The organism is Stenotrophomonas sp. YJH_SMC_135, from assembly GCF_059372355.1.
Genome location: NZ_JCAFVN010000011.1, coordinates 33,567 through 52,727 on the forward strand (window position 1 = coordinate 33,567; position 19,161 = coordinate 52,727).

The window sequence follows — 19,161 nt, forward strand, 5'->3', positions numbered from 1 at the left end:
CACTTACACTCAAACCCGGATTCAACCCATGGGTATCAAATGCGGCATCGTCGGCCTGCCCAACGTCGGCAAGTCGACCCTGTTCAATGCGCTGACCAAGGCGGGCATCGCCGCGGCGAACTTCCCGTTCTGCACCATCGAACCGAACGTCGGCATCGTGCCGGTGCCGGATCCGCGCCTGAACGAGCTGGCGGGCATCATCAACCCGCAGAAGGTCATCCCGACCGCGGTCGAGTTCGTCGACATCGCCGGCCTGGTCGCCGGTGCCGCCAGCGGTGAGGGCCTGGGCAACAAGTTCCTGGCGCACATCCGCGAAGTCGATGCGATCACCCACGTGGTGCGCTGCTTCGAGCACGGTGACATCGTGCACGTGGCCGGCAAGGTCGACCCGATCGCGGACATCGAAACCATCGACACCGAACTGGCGCTGGCCGACCTGGACAGTGTCGAGAAGGCGCTGAACCGTGCCGAGCGTGCGGCCAAGGGTGGCGACAAGGATGCGGCGGCGCGCAAGCCGGTGCTGGCCAAGTTGCAGGCTGCACTGTCGGAGGGCAAGGCTGGGCGCTCGGCCGGGCTGGACGAGGAAGAGAAGGCGCTGGTGCGCGACCTGTTCCTGCTGACCCTGAAGCCGGTGATGTACATCGCCAACGTGCTGGAAGACGGTTTCGACAACAACCCGCACCTGGAAGCCGTGCGTGCGCATGCTGCCGCCGAAGGCGCGCAGGTGGTGCCGGTGTCGGCCGCGATCGAAGAAGAGCTGTCCCAGCTCGACGACGAAGACCGCGATACCTTCCTGGCGGACCTGGGCCTGAGCGAGCCGGGCCTGAACCGCGTGATCAACGCGGCCTACAGCCTGCTCGGCCTGCAGACCTACTTCACCGCCGGCGTGAAGGAAGTCCGTGCGTGGACCGTGCGCAAGGGCGCCACCGCTCCGCAGGCTGCCGCCGTCATCCACACCGACTTCGAGAAGGGCTTCATCCGCGCCGAAACCATCGCGTATGACGACTTCATCAAGTACAAGGGCGAAGCCGGCGCCAAGGAAGCCGGTCGCCTGCGCCTGGAAGGCAAGGAGTACCGCGTGCAGGAAGGCGACATCCTGCACTTCCGCTTCAACGTCTGATCCTGCGGCATCGGATCGACCCCGGACGCCCCGCCCTGTGCGGGGCGTTCGCGTTTCCGGTGATGGACAAAAAAACACCAGGCTGCGAAACGCTTGCGGTGTGACGTTCGCCGGTACTTGTCCACAGCAAACTCCCATCGCTTTCCACGTCGGGTGTGGAAAACCGACGAACCTGATGTAGAGCCGAGCCCATGCTCGGCTGATGCCAGCCGGAGCCGAGCGTGGGCTCGGCTCTACAAGGGGCTCGCCCGCACGACCTGGACAAATTTTCACCACGCTTCGAAACGCCTGCGCTGCAATGCTCACAACTACTTGTCCACACCTAGTTCCCATCGCTTTCCACGCGCGTTGTGGAAAAGAACTGCAGACGTGGACAAAAACTCACCACGCCCGGAAGCGCCTGCCCCGCAACGCTCGAACCCACTTGTCCACACCAAACCCCCATCGCTTTCCACGCCGCATGTGGAAAAAGTGCCCGGCATTCCCTTGCCGGGCACGTCCCGCGTCACCAGGTGTACGACACGCCCAGCTGGGCACCGACGTCGTGGAAGCCCATGCCACCGCTCTGCCGGCTCAGTTCACCCCAGCCGCGCCAGCCGCCGGACAGATCCACCTGCACGCCGGCCTTGGCTTCGTAGATGTCACGCGGCAACTGCCGCTGCAGGCGCTCGCCGTCCATTGTCAGGCCCGCACCATTGCCGCCGGACCACCAGTTCACCGCCACGTACGGGTGCACCTGGCCCTGCGCCGGGCTCAACCCACGGCTGTACAGGCGCAGGCCGAGGCGGGTGCTGGTCTCGCCACCACCGCGGTCCTCGACTACCGTGCCGTTGGCCTCGACCACGCGGTCGCTGTCATAGCGGCTGTGCACCACCTGCACCTGCGGTTCCAGGTAAATGCCGCGCTGCGCGGTGCGCCGCAGGGGCAGCACATAGCCGGCCTCGGCCGACGCACTCCAGTTGCGGGCGTCATAGCGCTCCTTCTGCAGGCCTTCGCCCTGCACGCTGTTGCGGAAGCGGCCGTATTGCAGCCAACCATCCACATAGGCGCCGCCTTGCATGTGCGCATCCTGCAGCCAGGTAGCATAGGCACCCACGCTGGTGCCGGTGACCACGCCACGCGCGGTGTAGCCGGTCACCTGCGAGCGGCTGTCATTGCGCGCGCGGCCGTGGCCGAGCATCGCACCGGCCTGCAGCTCGCCCGTGCCACCCACTTCGAAGCGGCGGCCGACGCCGACCAGCATGCTGCTGATCTGCCCATCGACCTGGACCTGGCGGTTGCGGTCGTGGCTGTCGGGCTGCGCGCTGCGAAGGTGCATCCAGGCCACGGCATCGCCGCTGGCACTGGCCACGGCGGCGGGATCACCGGCGCGGTCGTGCAGGCTGTGCCGGAACATGCCCAGTGCGGCGCTGCGGTTGGCCAGGTAGGCCGCCGGTTCCGGGCGTTCCACCTGCGGGCGCGGCGGATCGATCGGCGGCTCCGGCGGCAATGGTGGATCGATCGGCGGCTCCGGCGGCAACGGCGGATCGATCGGCGGCTCCGGCGGTGACGGTGGGTCGACCGGCGGTTCCGGCGGCTGCGGCGGGTCGACCGGCGGATCCGGCGGCTGCGGCGGGTCGATCGGGGGATCCGGCGGCTGCGGCGGATCGACCGGCGGCACGTATTCCGAGCGCAGGTACCAGTTGCCATCGTCCGGGGTCGACACACCGCCCTTGAACAGGAAGTAGTCGTAGGCACCGGCAACCGCGCGCCCCTGCAGGCTGAATTGTGCATCCGACTGGCCGGCCACGGTGATCAGGCGGATGCCCTCCTGGGTCAGCGCACCGGCGCCGCCGGCATTGCGCACACTCACGCTGGCGGTGCCGCTGCTGTTGCCGTTGATCACCAGCTGGTCGCCCAGCGAAGTGTCGTCGCCCAGCGCGCGGTTGAAGATCCACTGGCCACCGTTGCCCACGTAGTCGCCGCTGACGGTAACGGTCTTGAAATCGCCGGCCGCCGGCGCATCGAAAGCGATGGTGCCGGCGTGTTCGAGCGTGCCGACGCTGGAACTGGCGCGTACGTTCCACTGGCTGCTGCCATCCAGCGCCAGTTGTGCGACCTGGTAGCCGGAGTCGTTGCGCAGGGCGCCGCTGAACGTGGTGCCGTTGCCCAGCACCATGTGCACCTCAGCCGTTGCGCTGTCGACCACCACGTCACCGCGCAGCATGCTGGCGTCGGCGCTGAAGTCGATGCGGCTGGTCGCCACGCTGCTGCCATCGGTGAATACCGTGTCGCTGACCCGCAGCAGGCGGCCGCTGCCGTCGCCCGCAGTCACATCGCTGCCATTGACGTTCAAGGCATGGTTGCTGCCCTGCAGCCAGAACGCTGCGCCGCTGGCGGTCTCTATGTGGCTGTCATTGAAGGTGGCACGGTTCCAGTACGGGCCGAACGCGGTCAGGTAGGAGCGGTAGCCGCCGCTGTTGCTGCCGGTCATGCGGATATCCAGGCGATCGGCCTGGGTCAGCCGCGCGGTGTTCATGTGCACGATGCCGAACACGTTCTCGCCATCGCTGCGGATCGCAACGGCATCGAGCAGCGCGGTGGCGGTGGAGCCGCCGATGAACACGCCACCGCCGCCGTTGCCGCGCACGTCGATCACGCTGCCGTTGGCTTCGATGCGGCTGGCGGTGCTGCCGGTGGAGCCGGTCACGCGCACGCCGTAGGTCGCATCACCGTGCGTGGTGATCCGGCCGCCCTGCACGGTGGCAACTCCGCCGGCGATCTCAACGCCATAACCGTAGGTGTCGGTCCAGGTGTCGATGCTGCTGTCGGTCAGCTGCAGGCGCGACTCATCGCTGGCCAGCCAGAATCCGGAGTAGCCATCACGAACATCGAACGCGGCATCGCTTGCGGTCAACTGTCCCCAGCTGTTGATGTTCACGCCATAGCCACCGACGGTGTAGAAGCTGCCGCCGTTGATCACTGCACTGGAATAGGTCTTGCTGATACGGCTGCCGAGCAGGCGCATGCTGCCGCCCACCGAATGGGCTTCCACGTTCTCCAGCAGCAGGCTGCCGCCGCTGTCGATATCGAACCAACCGCCCTGCAGGTAGGTGTCGTACAGCTCGGCGCGGCTGCCCACGCCGTTGGCCGCCACGCCGGCAAGGATGCCACCGGGGGCGAGGGTGATGCGGCTGTTGCGGATCGTCAGCAGGCCGGCACTGTCGGCGCGCAGGCGGGCACCGCCGTCGGCGCTCATCCGCAGATCGGCCAGGTGCAGCTCGCTGCCCTTGCCGGATGCACCGGCCAGCGTGCCACCGGTCCCGGTCATTGAAAGACTGCCCCCGGCATAGTGGATCACGCCACCGTTGTAGGCCTGCACGCTGCCGAATCCGCTGCCGTTGCGCGTGGCATCGATGTCGACATCGCGCGCATCGATCACGCTGCCGGCACCATTGGCATACAGCGCATAGAAGCCCGTGCCGGTCGCCGGTGCGATCGACAGCGTTGCGTCGCGCAGCTGCACCTGGCCACCATTGGCAGCGGACACGCCGCTGCCATTGCCGGTCACGTGGATGCGGCTGCCGTCGATCAGCGCATTGCTGCCGGTACCGGTGACCGCAAGTGCGAAGCTGCCCGCACTGTGGGTGAGGACGTCGTCGGCACCCAGCTGCAGGGTGTCACCGTCGTTGACCAGCAGCGGGCCGGTGAGGTCTGCGGCATGCGCCGGCAGGGCTGCCCACAGCGCAGTGGCCAACAGGCTGGGAATGAGGGGTACGCGCTTTCCGTGCGCGCGCCCGTACGCACGGCCGTGCCGTGTGGGGGAGGCGTTCATGCTGATGGACTTCCTGTGGCAGGGCGCAGCGAGGCTGCGCGGACTGACGCGGCAGGGCCGCGTCGCTGCGGAAGTCCCACGCCACGGCAATTGCAGGCGCCATCGGACTTCCGTCCCCCACGGCGATGCGGCAACAGCCGGCAGGCGCACCTTGGCGGGATGTCTCCAGCCTAGAAATCGGCACTGTCCGATGGAATCAGGCGTTTCCTAAAGCGGTTGCAGGCCCCGTCGCAGGGCCGGCGGCATTCAGCCGGGAGTGGCCTCAGCCGAACAGCGAGGCCTGCAGGCAGTACTCGATCAGCGCCTGGTCGCTGTCCACACCGAGCTTGCGCATCGCGCTGATCTTCTGCGTGCTGACCGTCTTGGCGCTGCGCTGCAGCTGGCGTGCGATGTCGCCCACGCTCATGCCACTGGTGAACAGGCGGATCACCTCCAGCTCGCGCGGCGACAGCCGCGCACGGACCGCATCCGCATCGGCCGGTTCGCTCGCGGCTACCGGCAGCAGTCCCGGGGGGCGGTAGACGCGATCGGCCAGCACCACGCGCAGGGCCTGTACCAGGCTGCCCAATCCATGGCTCTTGAGCACCACGCCACCGGCGCCGGCGGCATACATCGCCGCGACCAACGACGGATTGGACACCATCGTCAGCACCAGCAGGCGCGTCTCCGGGAAGCTGCGGCGCAGGAACGAGATCAGCTTGATGCCGTCCCCGAAGCGATCGCCTCCCGGCATGCTGTAGTCGGTGATCACCGCCTGTGGCCGGGTCCGGGTCATCAGCTCGATCAGCGTCGCCGGATCGGCCGCTTCGCCCACGATGTCCAGGTCCAGTTCCCCGGCCAGTACGTCGCGGATGCCGGCAAGCACGATCGGGTGGTCGTCGGCGATGAGGATCCGTGTGGTCATGGCAGGGTCGGGTCGTCGGGAAGGGAGGGGGATGCAGCGTCGCGCAACGGATGCAGCAGCTGCTCGAGGCGTCGCTGGAACCCGGCAAGAGCGGCCGCCTGGGTGGCCAGGTCATCGCCGCCGGCAAGGCACTGTTCGATCTGCAGGCCGCTGTCCACCAGCGCAGGTGCACCGACGATCACCAGCGCGCCGCGGATGCGGTGCAGAACCTGCGCCACCCTGGCGGGATCGGCAGCGGCGATCGCCTGGCGCAGGCTGTCCAGGTCGGCCTGCATGGTCTGTACGAACAGCGACTGCATCTTCGCGGGAACCTGCAGCGGGGGATCCTTGTCGTGCGACGCAGTGGACGCAGGGCGCTCCTGCATCGCGACGGCCGGTGCATCACCGTCGGTGATCCGGGTCAGCAGGCGCTGCAGGGCTTCCAGCGTGATCGGCTTGACCAGCACGCCCTGCATCCCCGATTCCTGGCAGCGTTGGCGTTCGGCCGGGTCGGCATTGGCCGTGGCGCCGTGGATGGGCACGCTGACACCCCGTGCCCGCAAGGCACGGGCCAGGCCGTAGCCATCCAGCCCGGGCATGTTCAGGTCGGTCAGCACCAGCGCGAACGCCCCTTGTTGCCAGTAGCCCAGCGCTTCATTGCCATCGCTGGCGACCACGGCGCGGCAGCCGAGCTGTTCCAGCTGGTCGCGCAGGATCGCCTGGTTGATCGGGTTGTCCTCGGCGACCAGCACCTGCAGGCCGAAATGGCGCGTCGCCGGCAGGCGCCCTTCGGCGCTGGCCGCCAGCGGTTGGCCGCTGGCCGCGGCCAGGGCCAGCACGATCGCGTCGAATCGATGCAGGCCGACCTGCCAGGCGCCATCGACCTGCCGTGGCCGCACCCCGCCTTCGCGGCAGGCGATCACGCGCGGTCCACCCGCCCATGCGGGCAGAGGGTCGTCCAGGACCAGCTCGAGCAGCACGGCGGACGATGGCAGGCCTGCTGCGCTGTCCTCCCGGTACACGCTGGCCTGTGCACCGCGCTGCTGCAGGCGCTCGCACAGCGATTGCACCAGTTCGCGCACGCTGCCCCGCACCTGTACCTGCAGGCCGGCGGGTAGTTGCGGCGGCGGGGCCTGCTGTGGATCCGGTGGAGCCGAGGGCAGCGGCAGTTCGACGCTGAAGCTGCTGCCCAGGCCGCTCTCGCTGACCACGCGCAGCTGGCCTTCCATCAACGCCACAAGATGCGCGCAGATGGCCAGCCCCAGGCCGGTGCCGCGCATCGCATCGGTGCCCGGGTTGGCCTGGAAAAATGGCTCGAACAGATGCGCCTGGTGTTCGCTGGCAATGCCGATACCGGTATCGGCCACCTGCCATTGCAGCCAGCAGCGTTGCTCCTGCCAGCGTGCCGAAACACGGACCACCACGCGCCCGCTGTCGGTGAACTTCAGTGCGTTGCTGATCAGGTTGTTGAGCACCTGTCGGATCCGCGCGGCATCACCGCACACCCCGGGCGGTACGTCGGCATCGATGCAGGCGTAGAACTGCAGCCCCTTGTTGGCGGCCGCGGCAGCATACGAGTCGAGCGCGTCCTCGGTCAGCCGCACTGGATCGAATGGGCTTGGCTCCAGGCTCAGTTGCCCGGCCTCGGCCTTGCTGACATCCAGGATGTCGCTGATCAGCTGCATCAGGGTCGAGGACGAACGCTGGATCGTTGCAAGGTAGTCCTGCTGCCGTGCATCCAGTGGCGTCAGCCCCAGCAGTTCAAGCGTGCCGAGCACACCGTACAGCGGCGTGCGGATCTCATGGCTCATCGTGGCCAGGAACTGGCTCTTCGCGCGGTTGGCCTGGTCGGCGGCGCGGCGCGCCTGCTGCAGCACCTGTTCGGCTTCATGCTGGCTGCTCAGGTCAATGAACAGGCACAGCACCGCCGGCTCACCGCGATAGCGCGCCGGTGTCGCCGTTACCAGCAGGTGGCGGCCTTCGGGCGTGGCGTAGGCCAGGCCATCGCCCAGCGTGGTGCCGCCGGCAGCCAGTACGCTGCGCCGCCACGGGCCATGCCAGCCGCCGGCGTGATAGTCCTCGCCCAGCCAGCGGCGGGCGAGGGCGTTGTCCAGCAGCACATTGCCATCGGTACGACGCAGCAGGCACAGCCCGATCGGCGCGTTGTCCAGAATCGTGCGACTGAAGGCTTCGCTTTCCAGCAGGCGCGCGTGGTTGCTGCGCAGCGGCTCGATGACCGAACGCCGGTACGCGCGCAGCACCAGCGTGCCGCCCAGTGCCAGCAGCAGGGCGACCACGGTCGCGCCCAGCAATGGCCCCTGCGGGTGCTGAAACACCTGCCGCCAGCCGACGTGGTAGACCGCCAGCCAGCCGCGCTCGCTGCGCATGCGGAACTGCAGGCCAGCGAGGCCGGCCTGCCAGGAGGTGCCAGCCTCGCTGGCATCGGCTGCATCGCCCAGCAGGCGCTGGCCGTTGGCATCGAACAGCGACAGCCGCTGGAACACCGGGACACCCAGCACCTGGCGATAGTCATCGACACGGCCAGGATCGAGCAGGCAGGCCAGTGCGGCCTGCGAGTCCTTGTCGTCCTCACCCCACAGGCGCGCATCCTGCGGGGCGTGGGCGATGGCCAGCAGCCAGGTCTGCCGGTCGCGCCATGGCACGCCCACCCAGACGATGCCACCACGTTGCACCGCCGGTCGCGTACCCAGCACCCGGTGGATGTCGGCGATCGCCGGGCGCAGGTGATGCGGGCTGTTCTGGCTCGCGTCGGTACCGGCGATCTGTACCGGTGCCAGCAGCCCGCGCGTGCCTTGGCCATCGACCAGCAGGCATTGCGGCGGTGGATAGCGCGAGGCCGACCAGAACGTGCCGTAGAAGCGCAGGAAACGGTCCCCCAGTTCAGTCGGTGGCGAAAGACTGGCCCCCTCGCTTCCGATCACCGCAAAGTTGGCGAACAAGGGCCCGCGTTGCAGCTCCACGCTGGCATCGGCCACCGGCTGCCCATGCGTGCCGACATCATGCAGCCGCCACTGGCGCAGAAAGCGCTCCTGCTCGCGCAGCGTGCCGTCCAGGCGGCGGAAGTGGTACTCGATCTTGCTGCGCTCTTCGTTGAACAGCTGCGAGCCGGCCGACAGCAGCAGTCCGGCCTGCAGCGTGGCCAGCACCACAACGCCGATCAGCAGGGCGTGGACGCGCAGTGAGCGGCGAGCGAGTCGGCGTACAGGAGCGGCCTCGGCCGGCATGGCAGGTCTCAGGGCAGGGAGCGGTCAGCGGCACCATGGGCAGCAACGGAGGGACATCCGCCACCGCTGCACAGACAGGATCGTCAATGCCACTTGATGATTTCGTGAAGCGGACGTGGAATCCGTGTCAGCGCAGGGCGGCTCGCGGCGACTCGTCCAACTGCGGCGCTTCTTCGTCCAGCAGGCGGGTGAACTCGTCCGACGGCAGCGCCTGCGAGATCAGGAAGCCCTGCACTTGGCTGCACCCCAGCTGGCGCAGGGCAGCCAGGTCGGCATCGCTTTCCACGCCCTCTGCCACGATGGTCAGGCCCAGCTGGTTGGCCAGCGCGATCACCGTCGACAGGGTCAGGTGCAAGGCCGGGTCGCGCGCGCATCCGCTGACCAGCGCGCGGTCGATCTTGACCTCGGTGAAAGGGGTATTGACCAGGTTGTGGACCGAGCTCAGGCCCTGCCCGAAATCGTCCTGGGCCAGGCCGAAGCCCTTCATGCGCAGGCGGCAGGCGCCGGCATAGAAGTCGCTGACGTGCCGCGTGGTGCTGTTTTCCATCAGTTCGAAGCACAATTCACCGGGCGTACCGCCGTTGGCCAGGGTCAGTGCCAGCAGTTCGTCGGGCAGGTCCGACTGCTCCAGCAGGTGAGGGGGCAGGTTGATCGATACCGGTACCCGGAACCCTTGCTTGCGCCAGCGTGCCTGCGCGCTGATGCTGGCCTTGAGCATCATCCGCAGCAGATCGCCCTCCAGCCCGTAGCGGCAGATTGCCGGCAGGAAGCTGCCAGCGGCCAGCGTGCCCAGCTGCGGATGTCGCCAGCGCACCAGTGCTTCGGCCGCCACCACGCGTCCTGACTGCAGTGACTTCTTCGGTTGGAACCAGGCCGTCAGGCTGCCATCGGCCATGGCCTGGCGCAGCTGCGATGCATCCGGTTCGGGCGCAGCCGCCGCGCGCGTAGGGGCCTCGCCGGCGGCCGGACGCGCCTGCGCCAAGGCCTCGAACAGGGCGTCCACATCGGCGGCCGCCACCGGCTTGGGCAGCAGGCCGACCACATCCAGCCCCAGCGATTCGGCCATCAGCCGTGCCGAGGTCATCATCCGCCGCGGGGCCGCGCTGACCACCGCGAGGCGTGGCGGGCGCGGCTGTGCCGCCAGCGCCTGGATGAACTGGATGCCGTCCTGCCCGGGCATCAGCAGGTCGCTGACCACCAGGTCGTAGGGCTGGCACGCACACAGCGCGATGGCCGCATCCACGTCTTCGCAGGCGTCGACCTGCACGCCTGCGTGGCTGCCGAACAGGTTGGCCAGGAAACCACGCTGGAAGGGCTGGTCTTCCAGGATCAGGACACGCTGGGTCATGCGGGGTCTCCTTGGCGCAGTGAGGTGAGCGCCTTGCGCAGGCGTGCGATGTCGATGGGTTTGCTCAGGTAGCCCTGCATGCCACTGGCCAGGCAGCGCTCGCGCTCCTCGGCAGTGGCATTGGCGGTGGCGCCGATCACCGGCACCGGGTTGCCGTCCTCGCGCAGCTGCCGGGCCAACGCGTGGCCGTCCATGCGCGGCATGTTGATGTCGGTCACCACCAGATCGAAAGACTGCTCTCGGCATCGCTGCAGGGCTTCCACGCCGTCCTGTGCCAGCTCCACGTCGCAGCCGAGGGTGCGCAGCTGCTCGGCCAGGATCACCCGGTTGATCGGGTTGTCTTCGACGGCCAGCACGTGCAGGCCCAGCGGCATCGGCGTTGCCGCGCGCGATGTTTCCGGCAGCGCCGCACGTTGCTGCTGCACGTTGGCCAGTGCATTGCCGATCGCGGTCATCCCATGCAGGGTCACCACCAGGCTGCCATCGGCGGCAACGGTGGGCTGGTCGCCGCCGTCGATCGATGCCACCACGCGAGGGCCTGCCCAGGCCAGCGGCATCCCGGCCTCGCCGTCCATCAGGATCGCGCCGTCATGGTCCAGCAGTGCAGGGTCGCCCTGCAGGGGCTGTGCGTTGGCACCCCAGCGACGCAGCCAGCCGCAGGCACTGTCGACCAGTTCGCGATCACGGCCGCGCACCAGGATCGGCGGCTCCGGCAGCAGGGTCGGGCCATCCTCGGCGGCGGCCAGCACCGGCAAGGGCAGGCGCACGCTGAAGCTGCTGCCCAGGCCGGGCTCGCTCACCACCTGCAGCTCGCCGCTCATCAGGCGCACCAGGCGGTCGCTGATGGACAGACCCAGCCCGGTGCCCTGTGCACTGGCCGCGCCGCGGACCTGGCGGAACGGTTCGAACAACCGCGCCTGTTCCTCCGCGGCGATGCCCACGCCGGTATCGGTGACCTGCCAGGCCAGCACGCTCGATTCACCTTCGCGCTGTACCTGGCGCACGCGCAGTACCACCCGGCCATGCTCGGTGAACTTGATCGCGTTGCTGAGCAGGTTGCCCAGCACCTGGCGGATGCGGTCGGCATCACCCAGCACGCGCGTGGGCAGGCGCGGGTCGGTGCAGACCAGGATCTGCAGGCCCTTGCAGGTGGCCGATGCGGCGAAGCTGCGCAGCACGCTCTCGGTCAGCTCGCGCGGCGAGAACGGCGCCGGCTCCAGGCTGAGCTGCCCGGATTCGATCTTGGAAACATCCAGCACATCGCTGATCAACTGCAGCAGGACCGATGAGGAACTCTCGATGGTGCGCAGGTACTGCGACTGCCGGGCGTCCAGCGAGGTGTGCCCGAGCAGCTCCAGCGTGCCCAGCACGCCGTAGAGCGGAGTACGGATTTCATGGCTCATGGTGGCCAGGAACGCGCTCTTGGCCTGGTTGGCCGCATCGGCGGCCTGGCGTGCCGACGACAGCGCGGCCTGTGCCTGGCGGTGCCGGGAAATGTCATGGAACACGCACAGCAGCACGTCGTCGCCCTGGTAGCGGCAGGCCGCGTGCAGCACCTGCAGCTGACGACCGTCGCGGGTGGTGAATTCCAGTCCACGCCCGCGCTCGCCGGCATGTCCGCGCCATGGCGCCTGCCAGTCGCTGTGTTCGCCTTCTTCGCCAAGCCAGTCGCGTAGCAGCTGGTTGGAGAGCAGCAGCGCGCGGTCGCTGCGGCGCAGGACGCAGATGCCGACCGGCGCCATGTCGATCACCGTCGAACTGAAATCCAGGTTCTCCAGCAGCCTGCGCTGTTGCTGCAGGGCCGGCTGGATCAACTGGAGGTCCACGCGATGCCGCAGCAGGCGCAGCGCGACGCCGGCCAGCAGCAGCAACAGCGCGCAGACCAGCAGCGGCACCGCCAGGTCACCCAGCAGCAGTTGCGACGGCAGGTGGTAGACCAACCGCCAGCCGTCGTTGCCGACACTTTTCACCAGCGCTACACCGCGCGGAAGCCCGCCACTCCACAGCGTGCCGAAGCTGTCGTCCTGGCGTTCCCGCAGGGTCTTCCAGCCCGCACCATCCAGACGCGGGGTCTGGCTGGACAATGCCGGCTGCCCCGCACGGTCGAGCAGCGCATAGCCGCCGATCCCCTGGCCGTCGATCATGCTCGCCGCCGCCGCGCCATCGAGCAGCAGCACCAGCCACTGCGTCGGATGCGGGCCGGCCTGTACCGGCTGCGCCAATGCAACGCCACTGTCACCCGGGCGCAGCCAGTGCACCGGGTCGGCCGCCTCCAGGCTGCCGCTGCGTGCCTGCAGCGCACGCAGCGATGGCAGGTGCGCCAGGTCCACGTCGACCTCGCCGCCGGCCAGCCAGTGCGTGCCGTGCGCATCGACCAGCAGCAGATGCGTCTGCAGTGCCTGCAGCGTGTGTTCGGCGCGCGCTGACAACAGCAGCCGCTGGCCCGGTTGGCCGCCAGCACCATCCAGCGGCACCTGGCGCATGCCTTCGCTGTCCGCCGCAGGTGCATCCGGGTTGCCCCTCACTACCGAATCGCCCAGATAGCGCAGCAGGGCTTCGCGCTGGTCGAAATAGATCTGGGCCCTGTAGGCCGCTGCATTCATCTCGCGGCGATGGGTCGAGATGTCCTCGGTGAATGCCGTGAGCAGGTAGAAGCCGGCCGCGGCGGCCAGGCAGACGAAGACGCACACGGTCAGGCAGCGCAGCAGCACCGACGCGGTGGTCGATGGCACGGCCTGCTGCAGCGAAGGGCGGGGGAAGCGGAACATGCAACGATGCTAGGGAGCGGCGCGCGCGGCGCGGAATCAGCTGTTTCCTAAAATCCCCGGCTGGCCGGTCGGGCCGGAGCCTGCGCGCGGGTACCGTTCAGGCGGCGGAAAAAAAGAACCCCCGCCGAAGCGGGGGTCTCCTGTATCTGCGCTGGCCGGGCGCTTACAGCGCGCTGCCACCGAACTTGTGGGTGTACTGCAGGTTGATCGTGCGCCCCACGCTGTCGAACCAGGACACGTCGTAGTACGGGTATGCAGTGTAGGTACGGTCCATCGGCGGCATCTTGTTGAACACATTGACCACCGACAGCGACAGGCGCGAGTGGCCGTCGAAGCGGTACTGCAGCGAGGCGTTGTAGCGATAGGTCGCCTTCACGTACGGGCTGTCGCCGCTGTCCCAGTCGAACACCTGGTCGTAGCTGTCCGAGGTCGGCAGCTTGCCCAGGCGCGAACCGTACACCGTTGCCGACCACGCATCCTTTTCCCAGGTCACGCTCAGGCTGGTCTTGGTGCGTGGGATGTCGAAGCCGCTGTTCACTGCGAACTGGTCTTCGGTGCGGTCGCCCGGGTAGCGCTGGAAGTCATGCTTCTTCACCCAGGTGTGGGTGCCGTTGAAGATGAAGTCGCCGATGCCCGTCTGCAGGCGGTAGCGCAGGCCGACGTCGATGCCGGAGGTGGATTCGCGGGCGACGTTGATCGGCGCCACGCGCACGCCATACAGGCGCCCGTCGTTGCTGCGGGTGATGCGGGCGAGTGCATCCACGCAGGTCGGCGAGGTGATGTCGGCGCTGCCCAGGCGGCAGTTCGCTTCGTTGGCCAGGATCGTGCGCACGTCCATGTCCTGCACCTGGTCGCGCATGTCGATGTCGAACCAGTCCACCGACAGGTCCAGGCCGACGGCCGGCGACCAGACGAAGCCGGCACTCCACGAGGTGCTGGTTTCCGGGTCGAGCTGGCGGTTGCCGGTGCGGCTGCGGGTCAGGTTGCGCTCGTAGTCGGCGCAGTCGGTGGCGCCGTCGGCGCGGCAGCTGTACAGGTCTTCGGCGGTGGTCTCATCGTTGCCCGGGCCGGCGAATACATAGTGCAGGTCCGGCGCACGGAACGCGGTGCCATACGAACCGCGCACCAGCAGCGTGTCGATCGGGCGCCATTCCAGGCCACCGCTCCAGGTCGCCTTGCCGATGGTGTGGCCGGAATAGCGGTACTGGTCGTAGCGGCCGGCCACGCTCAGGTTGACCGTTTCGTGCAGCGGCATGCGCAGCTCGGCCGCCGTAGCCCAGCGGTTGCGCGAACCTTGGCCGTCCGAATCCTTCCAGCTGTAATAGTAGTACTGGGTCGCCAGCGGATCAGGATTGAGCGAGTACGCCTGCTGGCCCACTTCCACGGTCGCGGCGAAACCGGCGTCACCGCCGGGCAGGCCGAACAGCGCGGAATTGGTCAGAGTGAATGCCGCCGTCTCCGTGCGCGACTTCGGCGTGTAGGTGGTACGCGCGGCGATCGAATCGTACTCGGCGCGGGTCAGCGGCCGGTACAGGCGTGACGGATCGGCGTTGTAGATCGGGAAACCGTCGTCATCCACGCCCAGCTGCGGGCCGAGGAACAGGTCATTGGCCTTGGCGGCGATGATCTGCGCCCAGCTGATCCGCGACTGGTACTGCGAATGGCTCAATGCCGCTTCGTAGTCCCAGTTGCCGGCCAGGTTGCCCTTGAAGCCGGTGGTCACGCTGAAGGTCTTCTGCGTGCTGCGCACCATGGCATTGCGCAGGCCACCCATTTCCTCGGGCGAGAACTGGCGCTGCCAGAACTCGATCTCGCCGGTGGCTTCGTTGTTGAAGTAGCCCGACTCATCGCCGTTGGCGTCCATGCGGCCCCACTTGGTGACGTCGCGCATCAGCGACATCGTGTGGTAGCCCAGCTGCACGTCGGCGAACCACTGCTGGCCATTGTCGAAGTCATGGCTCAACGACGCGTAGCCGTTGGCACCGCGGCGCTTGCTGAGGATGGTGCCGTAGCCGATCGAGCTGTCGCTGCCACAGTAGTAGCCGTACTTCGGGCGGTAGGCGCGGTAGGTGCTGCCCTGGTTCTGGCCGGACAGCGCTTCGCAGGTGGCGGCGCCGGGGTCCAGATAGTCATCGTTGTAGTCGGTGCGCAGGTACGCACGGCGCGCGATGCGCGAACCCTCGGTGGGGCCGTCCTGGGTCGAGTCCTGGATGTCGCGCTCATAGGCCCACAGCGGCGTCTGCGACTGCAGTTCGACGCTGTATACCGCGTTGAAGTTGCCACGGCTGAAACCGCTGGCGATGCTCATGTCGAACGACTCGCCACCGCCTTCAGTGGTGGTGCCCATGCGCATGTCGATCGTGGTGCCGTCGGCCTTCTTCTTCAGGATGAAGTTGACCACGCCGGCGATCGCGTCCGATCCATAGATGGCCGAGGCGCTGCCGGTCAGTACTTCAATGCGCTCGATCATCCCCAGCGGAATGTTGGAGACATCGGTGAAGTTGCTGCGGCCCTTGAACGGCATCGGGAAGTCGGCGATACGGCGGCCATTGACCAGCACCAGCGTGTGGTTAGGGCCCAGGCCGCGCAGGTCCACCTGCTGGGCACCCGGCGAGAAGTCTGCGCCGCTGGAAGACTGCTGGCTCTGCGTCTCACCGCCGTTCTGGGTCATCGCACGCAACACGTCCGGCACGCTGGTGAAGCCACTGGAGCGGATCTGTTCGGCGTTGATCACCGTGATCGGGGCGGGGCCTTCCACCTGGGCGCGCGGAATGCGCGAACCGGTGACCTGCACCGCGTCCAGTTGTTGTACCGGAGAGGACGCCGGAGCCTGGGCGGCCGCGGAAGCAGCCACACCCATCAACGCTAGCTGGATCGACCACGCCATCGCCTTTCTACGCATGAGGAATTCTCGGAAATGAAGCCGGCCCGCAGAGGAGGGGCCTGTCCCCCATTCAGATTTCCGGAATGGGCGCGCGCATTTAACGCCTTTTTTATGTCCTTGACTACTGGGTCCCCATCTGGCAAAGAGTGAAAACGCTTGCAAGTCGATTTTGTTCAGGGAGATCAAGATGCAACGCGTTCACCGGACCCTGCGTACCCCTGTTGCCTGGCTGGCGCTGCTGGTGCTGGCCTGGCCGTTGGCCGCGCCCGCGCAGGATCTGCAGGGCCCGGGCTTTTCCTATTACGAGGTCGGCGACCTTGAGGCCCCACGTCCCGGGCCGCGTGCATCCGCGATGATGCTGATGGGTGGTGGCGAGTGGGTGCCGGAGGCCTTCCAGTGGTGGTTGAAGCAGGCCGGCAATGGCCGTGTACTGATCCTGCGTGCCTCCGGTGGCGATGAACTGCAGGACCGCCTGTACCGCGAGATAGGCGGCACCACCGCGGTACAGACGCTGGTCTTCGACAGCCGCCGCGGTGCCGATGATCCAGCCGTGCTGCGCGTGGTCGCTGCGGCCGATGCCATCTTCATTGCCGGCGGCGACCAGTCGCGCTACATCCGCTTCTGGAAGGGCACCGCACTCAACCGCGCGCTCAACGCCCATGTACGCGCCGGCAAGCCGATTGCCGGTACCAGCGCTGGCCTGGCCATCCTCGGTGGCTATGCCTATGGCGCCATGGATGGCGGCAGCATCAGCTCGGCCGGTGCGCTGGCCGATCCGATGGGCAGCGCAGTCACCATGGACAGTGGCTTCCTGCAGATGCCCTACCTGCAGCGCGTGGTCACCGACACCCATTTCGACAAGCGTGACCGCCTTGGCCGCCTCATCGTGTTCGTGGCACGCGCCGCGCAGGACAGCGGCGACCCTGACATCGTCGGCATCGGCGTTGATGAGGACACCGCCCTGTGCGTGGAGCCCGATGGCCAGGCCCAGGTCTACAGCGCTGATGGCGAGGGCAAGGTCTGGGTGGTCAGCCCCGGTCGTGATGCCGATCGCCTGGTCGAGGGCGAACCATTGCGCTTCCATGCCGTTCCGGTGACCGTGGTCGCCAGTGGCAGCCGTATGCGCCTGGACGATTTCCAGGCCGAGGCCGACTACCAGGCCGTGGCCGACATCAGCGACGGCCAGATCGAGTTCACGCTTCGGTAGCGCCGGCCGCTGGCCGGCAACTCACTTTCCCTGAGCTGATGCGCCCCTTGCGGCCAGCGGCCGGCGCTACCCTGCAATCCATTCCCTTGTCCTGCTGGAGACGTACCTGATGAAACTGCGCCTGGCGCTGTCCGCGCTGCTGTCCTTGCCATTGATCGCCCAGGCCGCCCCGGCTGCGTCGCCATTGCTGGTCATCCATGGCGGCGCCGGCGTCGAACGCAAGGACCTGTCGCCGGCCGAAGAGAAGGCTGCGCGCGATGCGTTGCGCGCCGCACTGCTGAAAGGCCATGCCGAACTGGCGGCCGGTCGTCCGGCGCTTGCAGCGGTCACTGCGGCAATCACCGTGCTGGAGGACGATCCGACCTTCAACGCTGGCAAGGGCGCAGTGTTCACCCATGACGGCCGCAACGAGCTGGATGCGGCGGTGATGGACGGTGCCACCCAGGCAGCAGGTGCGGTGGCCGGCGTGCAGCGGGTGCGTAACCCGATCCTGCTGGCGCAGACCGTGATGCAGAAGTCCAGGCACGTGATGATGGTAGGGCAGGGTGCCGAAGCCTTCGCGGTGGAGCAGGGCATTGCTCTGGTTGATCCCTCCTACTTCCGCACGGAGAAGCGTTGGCAGCAGCTGCAGCGCGCGCTTAAGGAAGAGGTCAATGGCCAGGCCCATGCCGACCTGGAGACCGCAAAGCACTTCGGTACCGTCGGTGCGGTCGCGCTGGATGCGCAGGGGCAGCTGGCCGCCGGCACCTCCACGGGCGGCATGACCAACAAGCGCTATGGCCGGGTGGGTGACTCGCCGATCATCGGCGCCGGCACCTGGGCCGATGCGCGCTGTGCGGTGTCGGGCACCGGCTGGGGCGAGTACTACATCCGCACCGCGGCCGCGCACGAGATCTGTGCGCGCATGCGCTACCAGGGGCAGAGCCCGGAGCAGGCCGGCAAGGGCGTGATCAACGAGACGATTCCGCAGATGGGCGGCGACGGTGGAGCGATCGTGCTTGCCGCGGACGGCAGAATGGCCACGCCGTTCAACACCCAGGGCATGTATCGGGGCTGGATCGGCGCCGACGGAGTCCCCCATGTCGCAATTTTCGCCAGCGAGACCCTGCCGGTCCCCGGTCAATAACCTTGCGTATCAATGGGTTTGCGACAACGTGTGAAAAAGATGGAAAAAAGCGTTGACAGCCCCCCGTCCCATCAGCAGAATAAGCGGCTCACCACCACACACCGCAACGCTTCGGCGGCAACGGAATGGGGTGGTAAGGAGGGATACCCAAGCGGCCAACGGGGGCAGACTGTAAATCTGCTGGCTTACGCCTTCGGTGGTTCGAATCCACCTCCCTCCACCAGTTTCACGTTGTGACATTCCCAGCGCGGGAGTAGTTCAATGGTAGAACCTCAGCCTTCCAAGCTGATGGTGCGGGTTCGATTCCCGTCTCCCGCTCCATTGAATGAACTTTGAATCTTATCGAGTTCATGTCATAATGCAAAACTCGGCTCACGTAGCTCAGTCGGTAGAGCACTTCCTTGGTAAGGAAGAGGTCGAAGGTTCGATTCCTTTCGTGAGCACCATCTTAAGCATCACCTCTCAGACGAATTCGAGATAAGCAGCCATGGCCAAGGGTAAGTTCGAGCGCACCAAGCCGCACGTCAATGTCGGCACCATCGGTCACGTCGACCACGGCAAGACCACGCTGACCGCCGCACTGACCAAGATCGGTGCCGAGCGCTTCGGTGGCGAGTTCAAGGACTACTCCTCGATCGACGCCGCGCCGGAAGAAAAGGCTCGTGGTATCACGATCTCGACCGCGCACGTCGAATACGAATCCCCGATCCGTCACTACGCCCACGTTGACTGCCCGGGCCACGCTGACTACGTCAAGAACATGATC

At 67.3% G+C, this 19,161-nt stretch carries 10 protein-coding genes and 3 tRNA genes; 7 read left to right on the top strand and 6 right to left on the bottom strand.

Annotated features, from left to right (window positions below; all coding sequences use genetic code 11):
* Positions 1-28 precede the first annotated feature (28 nt).
* Positions 29-1,120 carry a redox-regulated ATPase YchF gene (gene ychF, locus AC5P98_RS21365; protein WP_049406789.1) on the top strand — a complete coding sequence of 364 codons (1,092 nt, stop codon included), beginning with the start codon at positions 29-31 and terminating at the stop codon, positions 1,118-1,120.
* Between the two features lie 505 nt (positions 1,121-1,625).
* Here ychF and AC5P98_RS21370 read toward each other — a convergent pair.
* The 6 genes from AC5P98_RS21370 to AC5P98_RS21395 form a co-directional block, all read right to left on the bottom strand.
* Complete coding sequence (locus tag AC5P98_RS21370) at positions 1,626-4,934, bottom strand: autotransporter family protein (RefSeq protein WP_099475978.1); 3,309 nt, start codon at positions 4,932-4,934, stop codon at positions 1,626-1,628.
* 262 nt (positions 4,935-5,196) lie between these two features.
* On the bottom strand, positions 5,197-5,838 hold the full coding sequence (locus tag AC5P98_RS21375; protein WP_014036089.1) for a response regulator: 642 nt from the start codon (positions 5,836-5,838) through the stop codon (positions 5,197-5,199).
* Entirely contained in the window at positions 5,835-9,062 is a 3,228-nt protein-coding gene (locus AC5P98_RS21380) for a hybrid sensor histidine kinase/response regulator (protein WP_032956923.1), read from the bottom strand. The genes AC5P98_RS21375 and AC5P98_RS21380 overlap by 4 nt, the downstream gene beginning before the upstream one ends.
* A gap of 127 nt (positions 9,063-9,189) precedes the next feature.
* Positions 9,190-10,410: an EAL domain-containing response regulator gene (locus AC5P98_RS21385; RefSeq protein ID WP_032956914.1), complete on the bottom strand. Its 1,221-nt coding sequence runs from the start codon at positions 10,408-10,410 to the stop codon at positions 9,190-9,192.
* Complete coding sequence (locus AC5P98_RS21390) at positions 10,407-13,178, bottom strand: response regulator (RefSeq protein ID WP_049406781.1); 2,772 nt, start codon at positions 13,176-13,178, stop codon at positions 10,407-10,409. Before AC5P98_RS21390 ends, AC5P98_RS21385 begins: the two co-directional genes overlap by 4 nt.
* A gap of 163 nt (positions 13,179-13,341) precedes the next feature.
* Positions 13,342-16,080, bottom strand: coding sequence for a TonB-dependent receptor plug domain-containing protein (locus AC5P98_RS21395; RefSeq protein WP_495230208.1), 2,739 nt, complete (start codon positions 16,078-16,080; stop codon positions 13,342-13,344).
* Positions 16,081-16,249: 169 nt separating this feature from the next.
* On the opposite strand from AC5P98_RS21395, the gene AC5P98_RS21400 reads away from it, so the two are divergent.
* From AC5P98_RS21400 to AC5P98_RS21425, 6 genes are all read left to right on the top strand, one after another.
* Positions 16,250-17,269 carry a cyanophycinase gene (locus AC5P98_RS21400; RefSeq protein ID WP_049419250.1) on the top strand — a complete coding sequence of 340 codons (1,020 nt, stop codon included), beginning with the start codon at positions 16,250-16,252 and terminating at the stop codon, positions 17,267-17,269.
* Positions 17,270-17,378: 109 nt separating this feature from the next.
* Positions 17,379-18,395, top strand: coding sequence for an isoaspartyl peptidase/L-asparaginase family protein (locus AC5P98_RS21405; protein WP_049406775.1), 1,017 nt, complete (start codon positions 17,379-17,381; stop codon positions 18,393-18,395).
* Between the two features lie 137 nt (positions 18,396-18,532).
* Positions 18,533-18,618 (top strand) — tRNA-Tyr (locus tag AC5P98_RS21410).
* Positions 18,619-18,642: 24 nt separating this feature from the next.
* Positions 18,643-18,716 (top strand) — tRNA-Gly (locus AC5P98_RS21415).
* A 49-nt stretch (positions 18,717-18,765) separates the two neighbouring features.
* Positions 18,766-18,841 (top strand) — tRNA-Thr (locus AC5P98_RS21420).
* Between the two features lie 41 nt (positions 18,842-18,882).
* Positions 18,883-19,161: GTP-binding protein (locus AC5P98_RS21425; protein WP_308307142.1), on the top strand; the 279-nt coding region annotated here is incomplete at its 3' end.